Raw genomic sequence first — 19193 nt, 5'->3', positions numbered from 1 at the left:
CCACTCGCAAGCTCGCGGCGGGACCCTGCAAGGGGGCCGACTGCGGTGGGCGTGGGGCGCCACTGACTGGGGCGGGTGCCGTCCCACTCGGCTAGCTGGGGCGGGTGCCGTCCCACTCGTCGAGTGGGGCGCAGTGCCAGCGCCACGAGGTGACCGGGTCCTGGCCGGGCAGTTCGCCGCGGCCGGTGGCCCAGAGCAGCGCCGCCCACGGGTCGGTGTCGTCCGGGGCCCAGGGGAACAGCCGGACCCGGACGGCGTCGGCCAGCGCGGACGGTGGCGCCCAGTCCAGTCCCTGGTCCTCGGCGACGTCGCCGGCGTGCAGCAGCATCTCGGCGCAGCCCATCCCGGCGAAGCCGGACGCGTCGGCCAGACCCCAGTCGTGGAACCCGCGCTCGTCCGGGCCGGCGGCGTCCACCACGCGGGCGAGCACCTCGGTGGCGGCACGCAGCTGGGTGAGCACCTCGGCCAGCTCGGCGTCCGGCCGGCGCACCAGGTCGAAGGCCGTCGCCTCGTCCACCCCGGCCACGAGGTCGGCGGCGTACCAGGTCAGGCACGAGGTGATGTGCGCGGCCACGCCGACGACGTCGGTGCCCAGGGTGGGCACCGACGCCGTGCCGTCGGGGACGCGGGCGAAGAGCTCCTGCACGGCGGCCCCCGCCGCCCGCAGGTCGTCGCCGGTCACCGCCGGGCCGTCAGGGTGCGGGGGTCGGCGACTCGCCGGAGACGCCCTTGCGGTCCCGCTCGTAGTCGCTGAGCAGGGCGATCCGGCGCACGTGCCGGGCCTCGCCGCTGAACGGCTCGTGCAGGAAGATCTTCACCAGCTCGGTGGCCTCCTCGACGCTGTGCTGCCGGTTGCCCACCGCCGCGACGTTCGCGTCGTTGTGCTGCCGGGCCAGCATCGCGGTGCTGCCGTTCCAGATCAGGGCGGCGCGGACGCCGGGCACCTTGTTGGCGGCGATCTGCTCCCCGTTGCCCGAACCGCCGATGACGACGCCCAGGCTGCCGGGCTCGATCACGACCCGCTCGCCCACGGCGAAGCAGAACGGCGGGTAGTCGTCCTGGGGGTCGTAGTCGAAGGCGCCGCAGTCGACGGGCTCGTAGCCCTCGTCGGCGAGCACCTGCATCAGGTGGGACTTCAGTTCCAGACCGGCGTGGTCGGTGCCGATGAAGACGCGCATGCCCCGATCCTGCCAGCACCGGTGGCAGGCTGGCCCGGTGGCGGTGCTCGGGGTGGACGGCTGGCAGCTGGGCTGGGTCGGCGCGCGCCTGGAGGGCCGCGCGGTGCAGCTGCTCGACCTGCGCACCGTGGCGGACGTGCTCGCCGTCCCCGACGTCGAGGTGATCGGCATCGACATGCCGATCGGGCTCTCGGAGGACGGCGTCCGGCGGTGTGATGTCGACGCCCGGGAGCTGCTGAGGTCGTTCGGAGCGGCCAGCTCGGTCTTCCCCGCGCCGGTGCGTGCCGTCCTGGCCACCGACGACTACGCCGAGGCCCGGCGGCTGTCCCGGGCGGCCACCACTCCCCCGCGCGCGCCGTCCGCGCAGACCTTCCAGCTGGTCCGCTCCATCCGCGCGCTCGACGACGCCCTCGGCGACCCGCCCACCGAGCGGGTCGTCGAGGTGCACCCCGAGCTCGCCTTCCGTATCGGCCTCACCGGCGTCCCCGACCGCAAGGGCACCGCCCGCGGCACGCTCCAGCGACTCGCCGCACTCCGCACCGGCATGGACGTCGAGGCCGCGCTGGCCGAGGCGCCGGTCGGCGTCCCGATGGTCGACGCGCTGGACGCCTGCGCGGCCGCCTGGTCGGCCCAGCGGATCGCCGACGGCACCGCCGAGTGCGTCGGCGACGGCACGCGCGACTCCCGCGGCCGGCCGATGCGGATCTGCTGGTGACCGCCGGCTGGCGCGAGGTCGGCGACCGGGTGTTCGTCCGGCGGCACCGCGAGCTGGACCTCAACTGCGGCCTGGTCGTCGGCGACGGCGCCTGCCTGGTGGTCGACACCCGGTCGCACCTGGGTGAGGGGCAGGCGCTGGCCGAGGCGGTGCGGACGGTGACCGGGCACCCGTGGACGGTGGTCAACACCCACGCCCACCACGACCACTGCTTCGGCAACGCCGCGTTCCGCCCGGCACCGGTCTGGGCCAGCCGCCGGTGCGCCGAGGCGCTGGCGGCCACCGGCGAGCTGCAGCGGGCCGAGGTCGTCACCGGCCTGCGCGCCGACGGCGACCCGGCGGCCGAGCTGGTCGCCACCGCGCCGATCGACGGCCCTGACCACCTCGTCGACGGCGCGGCCGTGCTCGACGTCGGCGGCCGGGCGGTGCGCCTGCGCCACCTGGGCCGCGGGCACACCGACGGCGACCTGGTGGTGGCGGTCGACGACGTCGTGTTCGCCGGCGACCTGGTCGAGGAGGGCGCTCCCCCGGCGATGGAGGACGCCTTCCCGCTGGAGTGGGCCGGCACCCTCACCGCGCTGCTGGCCGCGGTGGCCGGTCCGGTGGTGCCCGGGCACGGCGCGGTGGTCGACGCCGGCTTCGTGGCCGCCCAGCGTGACGAGCTGGCCCGGCTGGCGCGGTGGCTGACCGAGCCCGGCGCGCCCCCGGCGTTCGACGAGCAGACCCGCGCGGTCGCGTCGGCCCGGGTCGGGGGCCCGCACTGAGCCTGCGACGTGTGCGGGGACCCGGGTCCCCGCGCTAACCCAGCCGGCGGGCCAGCGGCAGCGGCAGGACCCGCAGCAGCCCGGCGACCGGCCGCCACGGCCACTCCGGCACGTAGGCGCGCACCGGCTCGCGCTCGATCGCCGCGGTCAGCGCGGTGACGCCGGTGTCGAGGTCCACGGTGAACGAGCCGCGCCGTCCGGTGTTCAGGTCGGTCGCGATGAACCCGGGGTGCACGGTGGTGACCCGGATGCCGCGGGTGGCCCGGTCGGCGAGCAGGTCGGCGCGGATGCCCTCGGCGAGCACCGCGTCGGCGGCCTTGGACGCGGCGTAGGCCGTGCGGGTGCCGCCCATGCCGCGGACCCCGGCGACGGAGGAGACGACCACCAGGTGGCCGGCGCCCTGCGCGCGGAACAGCGCGACGGCGGCCTCGCAGCAGGCGTGCGTGCCCAGCACGTTGGTGACCAGCACCTGCCGGTTGGGCCGCGGGTGGCCGGTGCCGACCGCGGTGCCCTTGCCCAGCCCGGCGTTGGCGATGAACCGGTCCAGCCCGCCGAGCTCGGCGGCCAGCCGCGGCACGACCTCGGCCACGGCGTCCGGGTCGTCGACGTCCAGCGGGGCGAGCACCACCCGGACACCGGGGTGCCGGGTGACCAGCTCGTCGCGCAGGGCCTCCAGCCGGTCCTGCCGCCGGGCCACCAACGCGAGGTCGCGACCCCGGGCGGCGAACCGCCGGGCCATGCCGGCACCGAGCCCGGCGCTCGCACCGGTGATGAGGATCCGCTGCCGGACCGGGGGCCTCGCCATCGGCCCAGCATGCCGCCGATGGAGTCCCAGCGCTCGGTTCCTGCAGCGCTGGGACTCCATCAGCGGGTGGTTCAGCGGGTGCCGAGGAGCTCCAGGGCGTCGGCGGGCACCGAGGACATGTCCGGGTCGGCGGTGCGGGTGCGCTTGAGCTCCCAGAAGTCCGGCAGGCCGGCCAGCAGCACGGCGCCGTCGAAGGCCCGGCCGGCGTCCTCACCGGTCGGGACCTTGCTGATCACGGGGCCGAAGAAGGCGACGCCGTCGACGTGGACGATCGGGGTCCCGACGTCCTCGCCCACCGGGTCCATGCCCTCGTGGTGGCTCTTCTCCAGCGCCTCGTCGTACTCGGTCGAGCCGGCGGCCTGGGCGAGCTCGGCGGGCAGGCCGACCCGCTCGAGCGCCGGGGCGATGACCTCGTCGATGTCCAGCTTGTCGTGGTGCCGCAGCGTGCCCATGGCGGTGTAGAGGTCGGCGAGCACCCCCTCGCCGTGCTCCTGGACGGCGGCGGTGAGCACCCGCACCGGTCCGATCGCCTTGGCCATCATCTCCTGGTACTGCTCGGGGAGGTCGCGGCCGCGGTTGAGCACCGACAGGCTCATCACGTGCCAGTGCAGGTCGATGTCGCGCACCTTGGCGGCCTCGAGCACCCAGCGGCTGGTCAGCCACGCCCAGGGGCACAGCGGGTCGACCCACACGTCGACGCGGGCGCTGGTGCGTGCGGTCTGCACGGTCTCGGTCATGGGGTGCCTCTCGATCGGTGGACGGGGGCTCGCAGCCGCGCGCGAGCCGGTCATCGGTTGCGCCAAGTCGGGTCGCCGTCCCGGCATTCCCGCCGCCCGCCATGACCACACCGCGGAACCCGTCGGTGCCGCATGGGAGGCTCCGGGTGTGGCAGTCCCCAATCTGACTCGTGACGACGCCGCGGCTCGCGCCGCGCTGCTGACCGTCTCCAGCTACGACCTCTTCCTCGACGTCACCGACGGCCACGGCCATCCCGGTGAGGACACGTTCCGGTCGGTCACCACCGTCCGCTTCGAGGCCCGCACACCGGGCGCGGACACGTTCATCGACCTGGTCGCCGAGCGCATCAACTCCGCCACGCTCAACGGCGTCGAGCTGGACCTCAGCGGCTACACCGTCGACGACGGGCTCGCGCTGCCCGGGCTCGCCGCGACCAACGAGCTCGTGGTCGACGCCGACTGCCGCTACTCCCGCAGCGGGGAGGGCCTGCACCGGTTCGTCGACCCGGAGGACTCCCAGGTCTACCTGTACACGCACTTCGAGCCGGCCGAGGCAGCGAAGATGTTCGCCTGCTTCGACCAGCCCGACCTCAAGTCGGTGTTCACCGTGCACGTCACCGCGCCGTTCGACTGGCAGGTCGTGAGCAACACCGGCGACCGCACCATCGAGGCCGGTGAGGCCGGCTCCCAGCTGGTGCACTTCACCCCGACCAAGCGGATCTCCACCTACCTGGTCGCCCTCGTCGCCGGCCCCTACGCCCGGGTCACCGACCTGCACGACGGCATCCCGCTGGGCATCTACTGCCGCGCGTCGCTGGCCCAGCACCTGGACCCCGACGAGATCTTCGCCGTCACCAAGGCCGGGTTCGACTTCTACCACCGGGTGTTCGACTACCCGTACCCGTTCGACAAGTACGACCAGCTCTTCGTGCCGGAGTTCAACGCCGGAGCGATGGAGAACGCCGGAGCGGTGACGTTCCTGGAGGACTACGTCTTCCGGTCCAAGACCAGCCGGGCCCGCTACGAGCGGCGCGCGGAGACGATCCTGCACGAGCTGGCCCACATGTGGTTCGGCGACCTGGTCACCATGCGCTGGTGGGACGACCTGTGGCTCAACGAGTCCTTCGCCACCTACATCTCCACGCTGTGCCAGTCCGAGGCCACCGAGTACACGACGGCCTGGACGACGTTCGCCAACACCGAGAAGAGCTGGGCCTACGCCCAGGACCAGCTGCCCTCGACCCACCCGATCGCCGCCGACATGGTCGACGTCGCCGCGGTCGAGGTGAACTTCGACGGGATCACCTACGCCAAGGGCGCCTCGGTGCTCAAGCAGCTGGTCGCCTACGTGGGCCGCGACGAGTTCCTGGCCGGCGTGCGCCGCTACTTCCGCAAGCACGAGTACGGCAACACCGTGCTCACCGACCTGCTGACCGAGCTGTCGGAGGCCTCCGGCCGCGACCTGTCCGACTGGTCGGCGCAGTGGCTGCAGACCAGCCAGGTCAACACGCTGCGCCCGGTGTTCAGCCTCGACGACGACGGCCGGTACGCCTCCTTCGCCATCGAGCAGACCGCCGTCCCCGAGCACCCGGTCCTGCGCCGGCACCGGCTGGCGGTCGGGCTGTACAGCTCCGGCCCCGACGGCCTGACTCGCTCCCACCGGGTCGAGCTGGACGTCGACGGCGCGAGCACCGAGGTCAGCGAGCTCGTCGGTCACCCGGCCGCGGACCTGGTGCTGGTCAACGACGACGACCTGACCTACGCCAAGCTGCGGCTCGACGAGCGGTCACTGGCCACCCTGCGCAGCGACATCGGGTCGCTCCCGGACTCCCTCCCCCGCGCGCTGTGCTGGTCGGCGGCCTGGGACATGACCCGCGACGGCGAGCTGCCGGCCCGCGAGTGGGTCCAGCTGGTCCTGGCCGGTGTGGACGCCGAGACCGAGATCAGCGTCGTCCAGTCGCTGCTGGCGCGCGTGCAGTCTGCGCTGGCCAACTACGTCGACCCGTCCTGGGCGCCCACCGGCTGGACCCTGCTCGGTGACAAGGCGTTGGCCTCGCTGTCCAGCGCCGAGCCGGACAGCGACGCCCAGCTGCAGTGGTCGCGCACCCTGGCCGCCGCCGCGCGCAGCGACGAGCACGTCGCCGCGCTCCGCGGGCTGCTCGACGGGTCGCTGGAGGTCGAGGGGCTCACCGTCGACGCCGACGCGCGCTGGTCGTTCCTGCAGGGGCTGGTCGCCATCGGCGCCGCCGGTGACGCCGAGATCGACGCCGAGTCCGCCCGCGACGCCACCGCCACCGGTGTCCGCCGCACGGCCACCGCCCGGGCGCTGCGGCCCACCGAGGCCTCCAAGGCCGAGACCTGGGACCGGGCGTTCACCGACGAGTCGATCCCCAACGCCGTGCACGAGGCGATGGTGGCCGGCTTCTGGCACCCGGCGCAGCAGGAGCTCACCGCCCCTTACGTGCAGCGGTACTTCGCCGACATCAGCGGGCTGTGGGAGCGGCGCCCCGGCGAGATCGCGAAGAACGCGGTCGAGTACCTGTTCCCCAAGGTCATCGCCGAGGAGACCCTCGCCGCCGCCGACGAGTGGCTGACCGACGAGTCCGCCCCGCCGCCGCTGCGCCGGCTGGTCAGCGAGGGCCGGGACGGCGTGGCCCGCGCCCTCTGGGCCCGCAAGCGGGACGCCTCCGCCTGACCTGGCTGCCCCACGACGGGCCCGGGACGCACCTGCGTCCCGGGCCCGTCGTGCGTCCCGGCCCGGGACGCAGGCGCGGCCCTGTGCCCGCGGCGGAGACCGGGACGCGCCGCCCGACGGGCCCGGAGCCGGCGGGTCGGCCGTTGCTCCTGGAGGCGGTGGACCCACAGGGCCCAGGACCGGGCCCGTCCTGGGCTGCTGGCGTTCGCCGCCCCCTGATCGCAGGGGGCGAGAACGACACAAGCCCCGCCTCCCGGCAATCCCGGGAGGCGGGGCCTGTCGGCCCCCTCGCAGGGACCCGCCACGAGCGTGCGAGTGATGGGGGGCGAGGGGTCCTTCGTCAGTGACCGCGGCGCGCGGGGTGGCCTGCGGAGTCCGACAGCTGGCGGAAGCCGTTGACGATGGCCCCGACCAGGTCGCCGGAGCCGAGCCGGTTGGTCATCGACAGCACGGCGAGGGCGCACGCGCGGTCGGGCAGCCGGCGGGCGGCGGAGGTGCCGGTGACGATCTCCAGCACCCGCTGCCCGGGCGAGATGGCGACCAGGACGCCGTTGCTGACGTCGCCGCCGGAGCGCTGGTGCATGTCCTCGACGGTGGCGCGGGTGTCGCGGCCCAGGTCGCCGATGTACAGGGTGAACCGGAGGCCGGTCTCCTTCGTCGACATGGTCAGCGCCTCGTCGATGCGCGCCAGGTCGCGGTAGGAGAACAGCCCGATGTTGGCGTCGTCGACGACGGAGTTCGCGGTGTCCTTCGTCGAGGTGTGGCCGGCGTCCGGCGACTGCTGCGGATGGGCCTGTGCCTGCAACGACGACGACATCGGGGAACGGTCTCCGGAGGACGAAGGAGTGGACGAGATCGCGGTGCTCACCGGGTCACCAGGTCCCGCGCGCGCCGCCGGCGGCGCTGCGCCGCGGTGCGTCGACCTCGTGGGTGTGCGGGTGCTCGCCCAGGGCCAGCGCGGCGGCGGTCGCGCCGACGCCGGAGGTCAGGGCACGGGCACCGGTGTGACCGGCCTCGGCGCCGTGGGCGTCGTGGTGGTCACCGGTGACCGGCAGGCCTGGGATGTCGGGGTGCGGCTCGTACCAGACGGGCTCGTGGTCCCACGGCTGACCGGGCTTGTACCTGGCCGGGCCCTTGCCGCGACCGGGGATCAACGTGACCGCCGCGAACAGCAGCACGACCACGAGCGGGATGGCGGCGTAGATGAGCAGGGTCTCGAGCACGGGCATGGGCGCAATCTACCGGGGCCGGTGCGCACCGGCCCGGCAGGATCACCACATGGCGGGATGTCGCTGCGCCCACGGCCGGGCCGCCTCCAGCTGCGCGGACAGCGACACGAGCGTGGCCTCGTCGGCGGGCCGCCCGACCAGCATCGTGCCGATCGGCAGCCCCTCGGGCGTCCACCACAACGGCACGCTGACCGCGGGCTGACCGGTGACGTTGTAGACCGCTGGGAAGGCCGCGTACTGCACCTGCCGGGCGAAGTCCGTGGCGCCGTCGTCGCCGAACCAGCCCACCGGCCGCGGGGGCATCGTGCAGATCGGGGCGAGCAGGACGTCGAGGTCGGCGGTCGCCTGGACGAACCGGCGGGAGAACACCCGCAGCGTGGCCATCGCCGCCATGGCGTCGCGCGCGGAGAGGGCCAGGCCCCGCTCCCGCAGGTACCGGGTGAGCGGGCGGAGCTGGTCGACCTGCCCCGGCCCGACCGGCAGCGTCGTCGCCGACAGCGCCCACACCACCTCGAACGCCGGGAACACCTCCGGCGTCAGCGGGGTCTCCGGCAGGTCGACCACCTCGTGGCCCAGGTCGGCCAGCAGCGCGGCGGCGTCCTCGAAGGCCGCCCGCACCTGCGGGTCCAGCTCGATCCCGGACATCCCGGAGTCCAGCTGGCGCCCGATCCGCAACCGTCCCGGTGCCCGGTCGGTGTGCCCGAGGAAGGTCTCCCCCGCCGGCAGCGGCGCCGCCCAGAACGGGTCGCCGGGCACCGGGCCGGCCATGGCGTCGAGCATCGCGGCGGCGTCCCGGACCGTGCGGGCCAGCGGGCCGTGCACCCCCAGCCCGGTGACCTCGTTGCCCAGCGGCGCGCTGCTCACCCGGCCGCGGCTGGGCTTGATGCCGAACAGCCCGTTGATGCCGGCGGGGATGCGGATGGACCCGCCGCCGTCGGAGCCCTGCGCGAAGGGCAGCAGCCCAGCGGCGACTGCGGCGGCGGCCCCACCGCTGGACCCGCCCGCCAGCAGCGAGGTGTCCCAGGGGCAGCGGGCCGGGCCGGCGAGGGCGTTGTCGGTGTAGCAGGGGAAGCCGAACTCCGGCGTGTTCGTCTTGCCCAGGCTGATGGTGCCGGCCGCGGCCAGCTTGGCGACCACGGCGTCGTCGAAGGACGGCACGAAGTCGGCCAGCACGGCCGACCCGAACGTGGTGCGCACCCCGGCGGTGTTGTTGAGGTCCTTGATCGCGGTGGGCACCCCGTGCAGCGGCGGCAGCTCGGCGCCGTCGAGCACCGCCCGGTCGGCAGCGGCGGCCACGGCCAGCGCCCGCTCGGGGGTGACGGTGAGGAAGGCGCCCAGCTCGGCGTCCAGCGCCTCGATCCGGTCCAGGGAGTGCTGCACCAGCTCGGTCGGGCTCACCTCGCGCGCCCGGACGGCGGCGGCCTGCTCCAGCGCGGTGAGGTCGTGCAGCTGCGTGCCGGTCGACGGGGTCACGACCGGACGCTAGCGGGTGATCACCACGGGCCCACGGCGGTCACCCCGCCGCCGTGACCGCCACGGGCCCGGGGTGATCACGAGGGCACCGGCGGCCGGGGCGAGGACGCCCGGGCACGGGACGACGTCCGCCGGACGCGAACGGCGACGTGAGCTGGGCGCGAGAGCGCGTCCGCCGGGCACGGACGGCGACATGAGCCGGGTGCGGACGGGGCGTCCGCCGGGCGCGGACGGCGACGTGAGCCGGGTGCGGACGGCACGTCCGCCGGGCGCGGCCGCCGGACGCGACGGCGGACGCGGACGGCGACGTGAGCCGCGCGGGGATGCCGGACGCGCAGGAGTCAGACAGGCAGGTCGGGACGGCGAGGTGGCGCGGCCGCGGACGGCGGCGTGGGCCGGTCGTGGCCGGCGGCCCGGGGCGGGCGACCATGACGGCGTGGACCTCTCCCGCGCCGCCGCCGTCGCCGCCGACGCCACCGACCCGCTGGCCGGGTTCCGGTCCCGCTTCACCGGCACGGACGACGACGGGCCGGGCCGCCAGCTGTACCTCGACGGCAACTCCCTGGGCCGGCTGCCGGTCGACACCCCGGCCGCGGTCGCCCGCGTGGTGGAGCAGGAGTGGGGCCGCGGGCTGGTGGGCTCCTGGGGCGGCTGGGTGGAGCAGTCGAGGCGGATCGGCGACGTCCTGGCCACTGGTGTCCTGGGGGCGCGGCCCGGCGAGGTGCTGATCAGCGACACCACCAGCGTCGACCTCTACAAGCTGCTGGTCGCCGCCGTCGACGCCCGTCCGGGTCGGGACGTGCTGGTCTGCTGCGCCGACGACTTCCCCACCGACCGGTACGTCGTGGCCGGGGTGGCCGAGCAGCGCGGGCTGACCGTGCGCTCGGTGGAGGCGCACGTCGACGAGGGGCTCGACCTCGCGGTGCTGGCGGAGGCGCTGGACGAGCGGGTCGCCGTCCTGGTGCTGTCGCAGGTCGCCTACCGGTCGGGTGCGTTGGTCGACATGGCCGCGGTGACCCGGCTGGCCCGTGAGCGCGGCGCCCTGGTGCTCTGGGACCTCAGCCACGGCGCCGGCGCCGTGCCCGCCGACCTCACCGCGGTCGGCGCCGACCTGGCCGTGGGCTGCACCTACAAGCACCTCAACGGCGGCCCGGGCGCCCCGGCGTTCCTGTACGTGCGCCGCGAGCTCGCCGACCAGCTGCGCCAGCCCATCTGGGGCTGGTTCGGGGCGCGCGACCAGTTCGCCATGGGCCCGGCCTACGACCCGGCCGAGGGCGTCGACCGCTTCGCCGTCGGCACTCCCCCGGTGCTGGCGATGGCCGCGGTCGAGGTGGGCGCCCGGCTGACCGCGGAGGCCGGCATCGACGCCATCGCGGCCAAGGGCCGGGCGCTGACCGACCTGGTGGTGGCGCTGGCCGACGAGTGGCTGGCCGGGCACGGCGTCGCGGTCGCCAGCCCCCGGGACGGCGCCCGCCGCGGCGCGCACGTGTCGCTGGCCCACCCCGCCGCCTGGCAGCTGACCCAGGCGCTCATCGCGCGCGGCGTCGTCCCGGACTTCCGGACGCCGGACCGGTTGCGCCTCGGGCCCGCACCGCTGTACACCCGCTTCGTCGACGTCTGGGACGCGATGGACCGGCTGCGCACGGTGCTCACCGACCGCTCCTACGAGGCGTACCCGACCGAGCGCAGCCGGGTCACCTGAGGAAGGACCCCGTCCGTGGGGACGGGGCACGGACGACCGGGAGGAACTGCGTGACCCAGCTGCTGAAGGTGCAGAACTTCACCGTCTCGAGCGACGGCTTCAGTGCCGGGGACGGGCAGAGCCTGGAACGGCCCTTCGGCCACGCCGACCCCGGGGCGCTCATGCGGTGGGCGTTCGGCACGGCCAGCTTCCCCGCCCGTACCGCCCCCGGCGGCAGCCGCGGGCTCGACGACCACCTGGTCCGCGACTTCGGCCACGGCATCGGCGCCGAGATCATGGGTCGCAACAAGTTCGGCCCGCAGCGCGGCCCGTGGACCGACGAGGAGTGGCGGGGCTGGTGGGGTGACGAGCCGCCGTTCCACACGCCGGTGTTCGTGCTGACCCACCACCCACGGCCGTCGTTCACGCTGTCGGACACGACGTTCCACTTCCTCGACGGCACACCTGCCGAGGTCCTGACCCGGGCGCGCGAGGCCGCGCAGGGCCTCGACGTCCGGCTGGGTGGCGGGGCGTCGGTGGTCCGGCAGTTCCTGGACGCCGACCTGGTCGACACCCTGCACGTGGCCGTCCACCCGGGGATCGAGCTGGGCTCGGGGTCGCGGCTGTGGCACTCACCCGACGAGCTGCTCGACCGCTTCCACCGGGACGTCGTCCCGAGCCCCAGCGGGGTGGTGCACCACCTGTTCTGGCGCAGGTGAGTCAGCGCGCGGTGGCGAAGACGACCAGGTCCTCCGTCGTCGCGCCCGACCCCAGCGGGGTGAGGCAGGTGATGAGCACCAGCCGGCCGGGGACCGCCTCCCACACCTCGGCCGACCCGGCGAGCTCGGCGGTGCCGTACCGGGCGCTGCGGTCGACGGTGTAGTCGACGGTGCCCCCGGGGGTGCTGACCGAGACGACGTCCCCCGCGGCCAGCGCGGAGTCCCGGTGGTCGGGGGTCAGCAGCGGGTCGAAGCCGGAGCTGCCGCGGCTGGTGGAGTGCGCCGCCAGGTAGATCGTGTTCTCGGCCTCCCCGGCCGCGCCCACGGGCTCGCCGTAGGGCTGCACCCAGTAGGCCGCGGTCAGCAGCGGGGGGTCGATCACGCCGTCCGGCGCCGACAGGGGCAGCACCGGCAGGTCCAGACCCACCGCGTCGACCTGCACGTGCACCGCCGAGGACGGCGTCGTCCAGGCGGTCGCGGTGGTCCGGGGCAGCGTGGTCGCCCCCGGTGGGGCACCGGAGGGCACCGCCCCCGTCGCGCCGGCGACCACGCCCTGCGCCGCTGTCCCGACCTCGGGCACCGCGCCGCCGGCGGACAGGCCGACCGCGAGGGCGACCGCCCCGGCGGCGCCCAGGACGGCGCACCCGCCCAGCGCCGCCGTCCGCCTGCCCGGCCGCCGCACGTCAGTCCTGCGCGGCGGGTGCTGGGCGGCGGCGCGGCCGGAGGACCACGGCCGCACCCAGGCCGGCGGCCAGGACCGCCGCACCACCCAGTGCGACGAGCCCCGGCGAGCTGCCGGGTGCCGGCTCGGTCCAACCGGTGTTCGACGCCAGTCCCGGGTTGAGCACCGGGACGACGGCGGGCACAGCCGGGGGCGCGACGACAGGTGCGACGACGGGCGCGGCGGCGACCGGTGCCGACACGTCCAGGGTCAGCACGACGACCGAGGAGGGCCCGGTCAGGCCGTCGCCCTCGAACACCGCGAGCTCGTACTCCCCGGCCGCGGTGTCCGCCGGCAGCGTGACCTCCACGCCCTCGGCCGTGACCGTGACCGGCAGCAGCCCGTCCACGATCGGCTCGGCACCGATCTCCTCGGTGACGGGCTCGGCGGGCTCCGCGGCAGCGGCGACCACCTCGTCGACGGACCGGGCGGCCTCGGCCACCCGGGCCATCGACTCCTCGGCGGCGGGGGCGGTCAGCGGTTCGTCGACGGCCTCGGGCAGCTCGGCCAGCGTGCCGACCATGCCGGCCCACCCGTAGGTGGTGTCCTCGTCGTCGGTCCCCGGGTCGGCGGCGGCGAGCGCCCCGTCGGCCCAGCCCTGCGCGTGCCCCTCGGCGTAGTCCGCGTCGTACTCGGCGTCCGTCCCCGCCTCGGTCGCGTCGTACCCGGGTCCACGTGCCGGGACGTAGGTCGTGCCCGGGACGGCGTCGAAGCCCGCCTCGTACCCGTCGTCGTAGCCGTCGGAGAAGCCGTACCCGCCCTCGTCGACCAGCTCGGGGTCCAGCGGGGTCAGCGCGACGCCGACGTCGGTGAGCGTGCCCAGCCCCAGCGTGCGCAGCAGGGAGTCCGCCGGGACGGTGAGGCCCACCGTCGTGCCGGCGAGGACCGGGTACGGCGGGCAGTCGGCCGGGCCGGCGAACAGGTCGAGGGCGCAGGGCACCGACGAGTAGGCGGACAGCTGCGGGGCCAGCGGCACCACCGCGGCGCCGGTGCCGGTGAACTGGAGGAAGTAGTAGAGATCGCCGACGCGGATGCCCGGGTCGGCGGCGGTGAGGCCCTCGACGCTGAGCACGCCCGCCGAGCCGGTCCCGTCGTCGGCGGGCAGGGCGACCCGGCTGGCCCCGTCCCCGAGGTCGGTCACGTCCAGCCGGTCGGCACCGTCAGCGTCGGAGGACAGCGTCCGGGCCGGCTCCTCGTCGTCCGGGGAGCCGGTCTGCAGGACGACGACGGCGTCGGCGCTGTCGAGTCCGGCGGGCAGCTGCAGCTCCACGGCGCCACCCCATGGCACCTCGACCGGGGTGGACCCGTCCCCGGACTCGTCCTCGACCGGGACCTCGGCGTAGTTCTCCGCCGGCACGAGGAAGACCTCGACCTGCGGCGGGGACAGCGGGACGGTCAGCCCCGCGGCGGCGCCGGCCGGCGCCGTGCCCAGGGCGAACACCACCAGGGCGGCCAGCGAGCCGACGACGGCGCGCGGCAGCGCGCGGGGCAGGGTGCTCGGGGACACGGGGACGCCTCTCGACCGCGGCGTACGACACGCCGACGCGGCGAAAGGTAGGGCACGACCGGCCCCGCCCCGACCTGCGACGCGCCTGTGTGACCCCTGTGACTCGACGTCGCCCGAACCCCGTGCACCGCCCCATCGCTGGCCTGCCGGCGATGGGGCCTCTCGTCAGGCGCTGACCTGCTCGGGCATCCCCAGCCACTCGCGCCAGCGCGGGTCGACGGTGCGGTGCCCGAGCAGCCGCCAGGCAGCGCCGCTGGGTGCGCGGGGTGGCTGCGGCAGCGTCCAGCCCATCTCCGCCAGCGACCGGTCGGCCTTGACGTGGTTGCACCGCCGGCAGGCGGCCACCACGTTGTCCCAGCTGTGGGTGCCACCCCGGCTGCGCGGCACCACGTGGTCGATGCTGGTCGCCGAGGCGCCGCAGTAGACGCAGGTGGAGGAGTCGCGGGTGAACACCGCCCGGCGCGACAGCGGCACCTGCACCGGGAACGGCACCCGCACGTAGCGGGTCAGCCGCACCACGACCGGCACGGCGACGGTGACCCGTTCGGCGTGCACCTCGTCGTCGCCGTCGTCGACGCTCTCGGCCTTGGCGGCCAGCACCAGCACGATCGCGCGGCGGCTGGACACCACGGTCAACGGCTCGTACGTGGCGTTGAGCAGCAACGTCGCGGCGGTCGTGACCGCCGGCTGGGCGGGTGGGGGGATCGGGTCACGCCGCGGCGCAGCGCGGCCCGACGCGGGCGGGAGTGCGGTGATCGACACGGGACACCTCCGGGTGCCCGCCGCCACCGACGGCTTCGACAGCCCACGGGCACCTCCCATCCTGCACCGGAATCGGCGACGAGGGGCGGCGGACGTCACACCCCCGCACTACCGTCGCCCTCGTGCGCTACCCCGACGCCCCCCGTCAGGACCTGGTCGAGAACCTGCACGGCCACCCGGTCGCCGATCCCTACCGCTGGCTGGAGGACGCCGCCGACCCCCGCACCGTCGCCTGGGCCACCGCCCAGGACGAGCTGGCCGCGGACCTGCTCGGCGCGCTGCCGACCCGGCCGGTGTTCGCCGACCGGATCGAGCGGCTGGTGCAGGCCGGCGCCGTCGGCGTCCCGGTGTGGCGACGTGGGCGGGCCTTCTCCACCCGCCGCGACCCGGGCCAGGAGCACGCGGTGCTGCGGGTGACCGAGCCCGACGGCAGCGTCCGGGTGCTGGTCGACCCCACCGCGCTCGACCCGGCCGGCACCACCACCCTCGACGCCTGGCAGCCCTCCTGGGAGGGCGACCGGCTGGCCTACCAGCTGTCGGTGGGCGGCGACGAGGAGTCGCAGCTGTTCGTGCTGGACGTCGCCACCGGCGAGGTCGTCGAGGGCCCGGTCGACCGCTGCCGCTACTCCCCCGTCGGCTGGCTGCCCGGCGGGGACGAGCTGTTCTACGTGCGCCGGCTCGCCCCGGAGCTGGTGCCCGCCGGGGAGGAGCAGTTCCACCGCCGGGTGTGGCGGCACCGGGTGGGCAGCGACCCGGGCACCGACGTCCTGGTGCACGGCGAGGGCAGCGACCCCTCGACCTACTTCGGCGCCCGCACCAGTGCCGACGGCCGCTGGCTGGTCGTCTCCGCCTCGGTGGGCACCGCCCCGCGGGACGACGTCTGGCTGGCCGACCTGTCCGGTGACGGCGTGCTGCGCGAGCTGCAGGTCGGCGTCGACGCGCAGACCTCCGCCTGGGTCGCCCGGGACGGGCGGCTGTGGCTGCACACCGACCGCGACGCCCCACGCGGCCGGCTGGTCGTGGCCGACCCCACCGACCCGGCGACCTGGGCGCCGTCGGCCTGGCGGGAGGTCGTGCCCCAGCAGCCCGAGGGCGTGCTGACCGACGTGGCGCTCGTCGACGACGCCGACGGTGCGCTGGCGGTCCTCGCGGTGCACGCCGTCGACGCCACCGACCGGCTCTCGCTGTGGGCCGGCGACGGGAGCGGTGCGCTCGGCGAGGTCAGCGACCTGCAGCCCGGCAGCATCTCCGGCGTCAGTGCACCGCCCGAGGGCGGCACCACCGCCTGGGTCGGCTTCACCGACTACGCGACCCCGCCGTCGGTGCTGCGCTGGGACGCCACCGACCCGACCGCGCTGGCCGAGCACGAGAAGGCGCCGACGGCGGCCTCGGTGCTGTCGGTGCAGGTCGTGGAGGCCCACGCCACCTCCGCCGACGGCACCCCGGTGCACCTGTTCGTGCTGTCGCCCTCCGGCATGCCGGACACCCCGCGGCCGACCGTGCTCTACGGCTACGGCGGCTTCAACGTCTCCCTCACCCCGGCCTACAGCGCGCAGGCGCTGGCCTGGGTCGCCGCCGGTGGCGTGTGGGTGGTGGCCAACCTGCGCGGTGGCTCCGAGCACGGCGAGGAGTGGCACCGCGCCGGCATGCGCGAGCACAAGCAGAACGTGTTCGACGACTTCGCCGCCGCGGCCCGGCACCTGGTCGCCGCCGGCTGGACGACACCGGACCGGCTGGCCGTCATGGGCGGCTCGAACGGCGGGCTGCTGGTGGGCGCGATGACCACCCAGCACCCCGACCTGGTGGCCGCCGTCGTGTGCAGCGCACCGCTGCTGGACATGGTGCGCTACGAGCTGTTCGGGCTGGGCCGCACCTGGAACGACGAGTACGGCACCGCCGCCGACCCGGTCGAGCTGGGCTGGCTGCTGGGCTACTCGCCCTACCACCGGGTGGTCGAGGGCACCGCCTACCCGGCGGTGCTGTTCACGACCTTCGAGTCCGACACCCGGGTCGACCCGCTGCACGCCCGGAAGCTGGCCGCCGCCCTCCAGCACGCCACCTCCGCCGACGCCCCGGTCGTGCTGCGCCGGGAGCTCTCGGTCGGGCACGGCGCCCGCGCGGTGAGCCGCACGGTGGGGCTGGCGGCCGACCAGCTGGCCTTCCTCGCCGCGCACACCGGGCTCGCGCCCGCCTCGGCCTGAGCGTGCACCGGCCCGCCGGCCCCGCAGGGGTCCGGCGGGCCACGACGCGCCCGGCGCCCCCTGGTCGGTCCCGGCCGGTTCCGTTCCACATGTCAGAATTCCTCGTCATGGGGCGTACACGGCCGGTCACCGGCAGCGAGGGCGCGGCGTCCCGGGCGGACGGCCGGTGAGCGACCACCCGACCGGGCCCACCCAGGAGCGGCCGGCCACCTACGGGCAGGTCTTCGCCGTCGGTGAGTTCCGGCCGCTGTTCGGCTCCTACCTGCTGTCCACCGTCGGCGACGAGCTGGCCCGGGTGGCGCTGACCGTGCTGGTCTTCCAGCGCACCGACTCCGCGCTGCTGGCCGCGCTGACGTTCGCGATCAGCTACCTGCCCTGGCTGGTCGGCGGGCCGGTGCTCTCGACCCTGGCCGACCGGCTGCCCCGGCACCGGGTGCTCATCGGCAGCGACGTCGCCCGCGCCGTCCTGGTGGCCGCCATGGCGGTGCCGGGGACGCCGCTGCCGCTGCTGCTGTTCCTGCTGCTGCTGGTCTCGTTGTTCGCGCCACCGTTCGAGGCGGCCCGCTCCGCCCTGATGGCCGACGTGCTCACCGGCGACCGGTACGCCGTGGCCACCTCGCTCACCGGCATTACCGGCCAGGTCGCGCAGCTGATCGGCTTCGGCCTCGGCGGCCTGCTGCTGGCCCAGTTCTCCGCCCCCGCCGCACTGCTGCTCGACGCGGCGACCTTCGCCGTCTCGGCGGTCTGGCTCTCCGCCGGGCTGCAGCGCCGTCCGGCGCCGGCCCGGACCGACGCCGGGGACGAGGCCGGCACCTTCCTGCAGGACACCGTGGGTGGGCTGCGCCTGGTCGCCGGCGCCCCCCGGCTGCGGGCGATCGTCGGGGTGCTGTGGGTGGCGGCGATGTTCGTCAACGCCCCCGAGGCCATCGCCACCCCGTGGACGCTGCAGCTGCAGGACGCCCTCGGTGCGACCGGGCTGCTGCTGGCCGCCAACCCGGCCGGCACCGCGGTCGGCGGCGTGCTCATCGGGCGGTTCTGCCCGCCGGCCCTGCGCGACCGGCTGCTGACCCCGCTGGTGGTGCTGTGCCTGGGCGGCGTCCTGCTGGCCGGGCTGGTGCCGCTGGTGCTCGACCGCGGCACCACCTCCTTCGTCGTCGTCCTGGTCCTGCTGTTCGTCGCGGGCCTGGGCGGAGCCTGCTCGATCCCGCTGAACGTGGCGTTCGTGCAGGCGGTGCCCAGCGCCTACCGCGGCCGGGCGTTCGGCGTCGCGGTGGCCGGGCTGTACGGGGCGCAGGGGCTGGGCGCGGTGCTGGCCGGGGTGGGCGCCGACCTGGTGCGGCCCAGCACGGTGGTCGCGCTGTCCGGGGCGGTCGGGCTGGTCGCCGTCGTCGTCCCGCTGCTGTCGCTGCGGCGCACGGCTCCCCGACCGGTCGAGGGAGACCCTGCCCACGTGGCTGGGAGTCCGTCGGCTGGGGGACCATCGCAGGCATGACCCAGAGCTCCTCACCGGCGGAGGCCGTGACCTTCTACGACCAGATCGGTGGCGAGCCCGTCTTCCGCGCGCTGGTGGCGCACTTCTACGCCGCCGTGAAGGAGGACCCCGTCCTGCGCCCGATGTACCCGGGCGACGACTGGGAGGGCGCGGAGACGCGGCTGCGGATGTTCCTGCAGCAGTACTGGGGCGGGCCGCGCACCTACTCCGAGGAGCGCGGGCACCCCGGCTGCGTATGCGACACGCGCCCTTCGCCATCGACGACGCCGCGCGGCAGGCCTGGCTGACCCACATGCGGGCCGCCGTCGACTCCCTCGGCCTGGCCGCCGAGCAGGACGCGACGTTGTGGGGTTACCTGGAGATGGCGGCGCACAGCATGCAGAACCGGTGGCCCGAGGGGGCCGGCGGCGCTCTGTCGGTCTGACCCGGGCGCCGCAGCCCCTCCACACCCGCAGGAGCCCCCGCTGAGCGAGCACCCGACGTCCGCGACCACCTCGAGCGCCGACTGGTGGCG

At 75.4% G+C, this 19193-nt stretch carries 17 protein-coding genes and 1 pseudogene; 8 read left to right on the top strand and 10 right to left on the bottom strand.

Annotated features, from left to right (window positions below):
- Positions 1 to 91 precede the first annotated feature (91 nt).
- Positions 92 to 682, bottom strand: a complete 591-nt coding sequence (locus KUM42_RS16940) for a hypothetical protein (protein WP_237493699.1) — start codon at positions 680 to 682, stop codon at positions 92 to 94.
- Between the two features lie 10 nt (positions 683 to 692).
- Positions 693 to 1178 carry a ribose-5-phosphate isomerase gene (locus tag KUM42_RS16935; protein ID WP_237493698.1) on the bottom strand — a complete coding sequence of 162 codons (486 nt, stop codon included), beginning with the start codon at positions 1176 to 1178 and terminating at the stop codon, positions 693 to 695.
- A 37-nt stretch (positions 1179 to 1215) separates the two neighbouring features.
- Between KUM42_RS16935 and KUM42_RS16930 the strand changes: the two genes are divergently transcribed.
- Both KUM42_RS16930 and KUM42_RS16925 read left to right on the top strand, forming a co-directional pair.
- Positions 1216 to 1893, top strand: coding sequence for a DUF429 domain-containing protein (locus KUM42_RS16930; protein WP_237493697.1), 678 nt, complete (start codon positions 1216 to 1218; stop codon positions 1891 to 1893).
- Positions 1890 to 2657: an MBL fold metallo-hydrolase gene (locus KUM42_RS16925; protein WP_237493696.1), complete on the top strand. Its 768-nt coding sequence runs from the start codon at positions 1890 to 1892 to the stop codon at positions 2655 to 2657. Before KUM42_RS16930 ends, KUM42_RS16925 begins: the two co-directional genes overlap by 4 nt.
- Before the next feature lie 34 nt (positions 2658 to 2691).
- On the opposite strand, the gene KUM42_RS16920 is transcribed toward KUM42_RS16925, so the two are convergent.
- The gene (locus tag KUM42_RS16920) at positions 2692 to 3462 is read right to left on the bottom strand and encodes an SDR family oxidoreductase (RefSeq protein ID WP_237493695.1); all 771 of its coding nucleotides are present in this window, start codon (positions 3460 to 3462) and stop codon (positions 2692 to 2694) included.
- A gap of 71 nt (positions 3463 to 3533) precedes the next feature.
- Complete coding sequence (locus KUM42_RS16915; protein WP_237493694.1) at positions 3534 to 4199, bottom strand: DsbA family protein; 666 nt, start codon at positions 4197 to 4199, stop codon at positions 3534 to 3536.
- Positions 4200 to 4347: 148 nt separating this feature from the next.
- Here KUM42_RS16915 and pepN point away from each other — a divergent pair, with 148 nt between their 5' ends.
- Positions 4348 to 6894, top strand: a complete 2547-nt coding sequence (pepN, locus tag KUM42_RS16910; protein WP_237493693.1) for an aminopeptidase N — start codon at positions 4348 to 4350, stop codon at positions 6892 to 6894.
- 340 nt (positions 6895 to 7234) lie between these two features.
- Here pepN and KUM42_RS16905 read toward each other — a convergent pair whose 3' ends face one another.
- From KUM42_RS16905 to KUM42_RS16895, 3 genes are read right to left on the bottom strand one after another with little or no spacing between them, the layout of a single operon-like run.
- A complete protein-coding gene (locus KUM42_RS16905; protein WP_237493692.1) occupies positions 7235 to 7711 on the bottom strand; it encodes a DUF5130 family protein in 477 nt (158 codons plus the stop codon).
- 55 nt (positions 7712 to 7766) lie between these two features.
- Positions 7767 to 8123, bottom strand: coding sequence for a hypothetical protein (locus KUM42_RS16900; RefSeq protein WP_237493691.1), 357 nt, complete (start codon positions 8121 to 8123; stop codon positions 7767 to 7769).
- 42 nt (positions 8124 to 8165) lie between these two features.
- Complete coding sequence (locus tag KUM42_RS16895; RefSeq protein WP_237493690.1) at positions 8166 to 9596, bottom strand: amidase; 1431 nt, start codon at positions 9594 to 9596, stop codon at positions 8166 to 8168.
- Positions 9597 to 10032: 436 nt separating this feature from the next.
- Here KUM42_RS16895 and kynU point away from each other — a divergent pair, with 436 nt between their 5' ends.
- Together kynU and KUM42_RS16885 are read left to right on the top strand one after the other, a co-directional pair.
- Positions 10033 to 11298 (top strand): kynureninase, encoded by a 1266-nt coding sequence (gene kynU / locus KUM42_RS16890; protein ID WP_237493689.1) that lies wholly within the window; start codon positions 10033 to 10035, stop codon positions 11296 to 11298.
- Between the two features lie 50 nt (positions 11299 to 11348).
- Positions 11349 to 11996 carry a dihydrofolate reductase family protein gene (locus tag KUM42_RS16885; RefSeq protein ID WP_237493688.1) on the top strand — a complete coding sequence of 216 codons (648 nt, stop codon included), beginning with the start codon at positions 11349 to 11351 and terminating at the stop codon, positions 11994 to 11996.
- A gap of 1 nt (position 11997) precedes the next feature.
- Here the strand turns inward: KUM42_RS16885 and KUM42_RS16880 are convergent, their stop codons facing one another.
- The 3 genes from KUM42_RS16880 to KUM42_RS16870 form a co-directional block, all read right to left on the bottom strand.
- A complete protein-coding gene (locus KUM42_RS16880; protein WP_237493687.1) occupies positions 11998 to 12678 on the bottom strand; it encodes a class F sortase in 681 nt (226 codons plus the stop codon).
- Position 12679: 1 nt separating this feature from the next.
- Positions 12680 to 14224 (bottom strand): hypothetical protein, encoded by a 1545-nt coding sequence (locus tag KUM42_RS16875; protein WP_237493686.1) that lies wholly within the window; start codon positions 14222 to 14224, stop codon positions 12680 to 12682.
- Between the two features lie 165 nt (positions 14225 to 14389).
- A complete protein-coding gene (locus KUM42_RS16870; RefSeq protein ID WP_370629366.1) occupies positions 14390 to 14887 on the bottom strand; it encodes an HNH endonuclease in 498 nt (165 codons plus the stop codon).
- Between the two features lie 221 nt (positions 14888 to 15108).
- Between KUM42_RS16870 and KUM42_RS16865 the strand changes: the two genes are divergently transcribed.
- The 3 genes and pseudogenes from KUM42_RS16865 (at position 15109) to KUM42_RS16855 (ending at position 19103) form a co-directional block, all read left to right on the top strand.
- Entirely contained in the window at positions 15109 to 17187 is a 2079-nt protein-coding gene (locus KUM42_RS16865; protein ID WP_237493684.1) for a prolyl oligopeptidase family protein, read from the top strand.
- A gap of 166 nt (positions 17188 to 17353) precedes the next feature.
- Positions 17354 to 18679 carry an MFS transporter gene (locus tag KUM42_RS16860; protein ID WP_237493683.1) on the top strand — a complete coding sequence of 442 codons (1326 nt, stop codon included), beginning with the start codon at positions 17354 to 17356 and terminating at the stop codon, positions 18677 to 18679.
- A pseudogene (locus KUM42_RS16855) lies at positions 18676 to 19103 on the top strand (globin). Before KUM42_RS16860 ends, KUM42_RS16855 begins: the two are co-directional and overlap by 4 nt.
- The last annotated feature ends 90 nt before the right edge of the window (positions 19104 to 19193 follow it).

The sequence above is a fragment of the Modestobacter sp. L9-4 genome, assembly GCF_019112525.1.
Lineage (GTDB): Bacteria > Actinomycetota > Actinomycetes > Mycobacteriales > Geodermatophilaceae > Modestobacter.
This window is presented reverse-complemented; position numbering and strand designations above follow the sequence as displayed.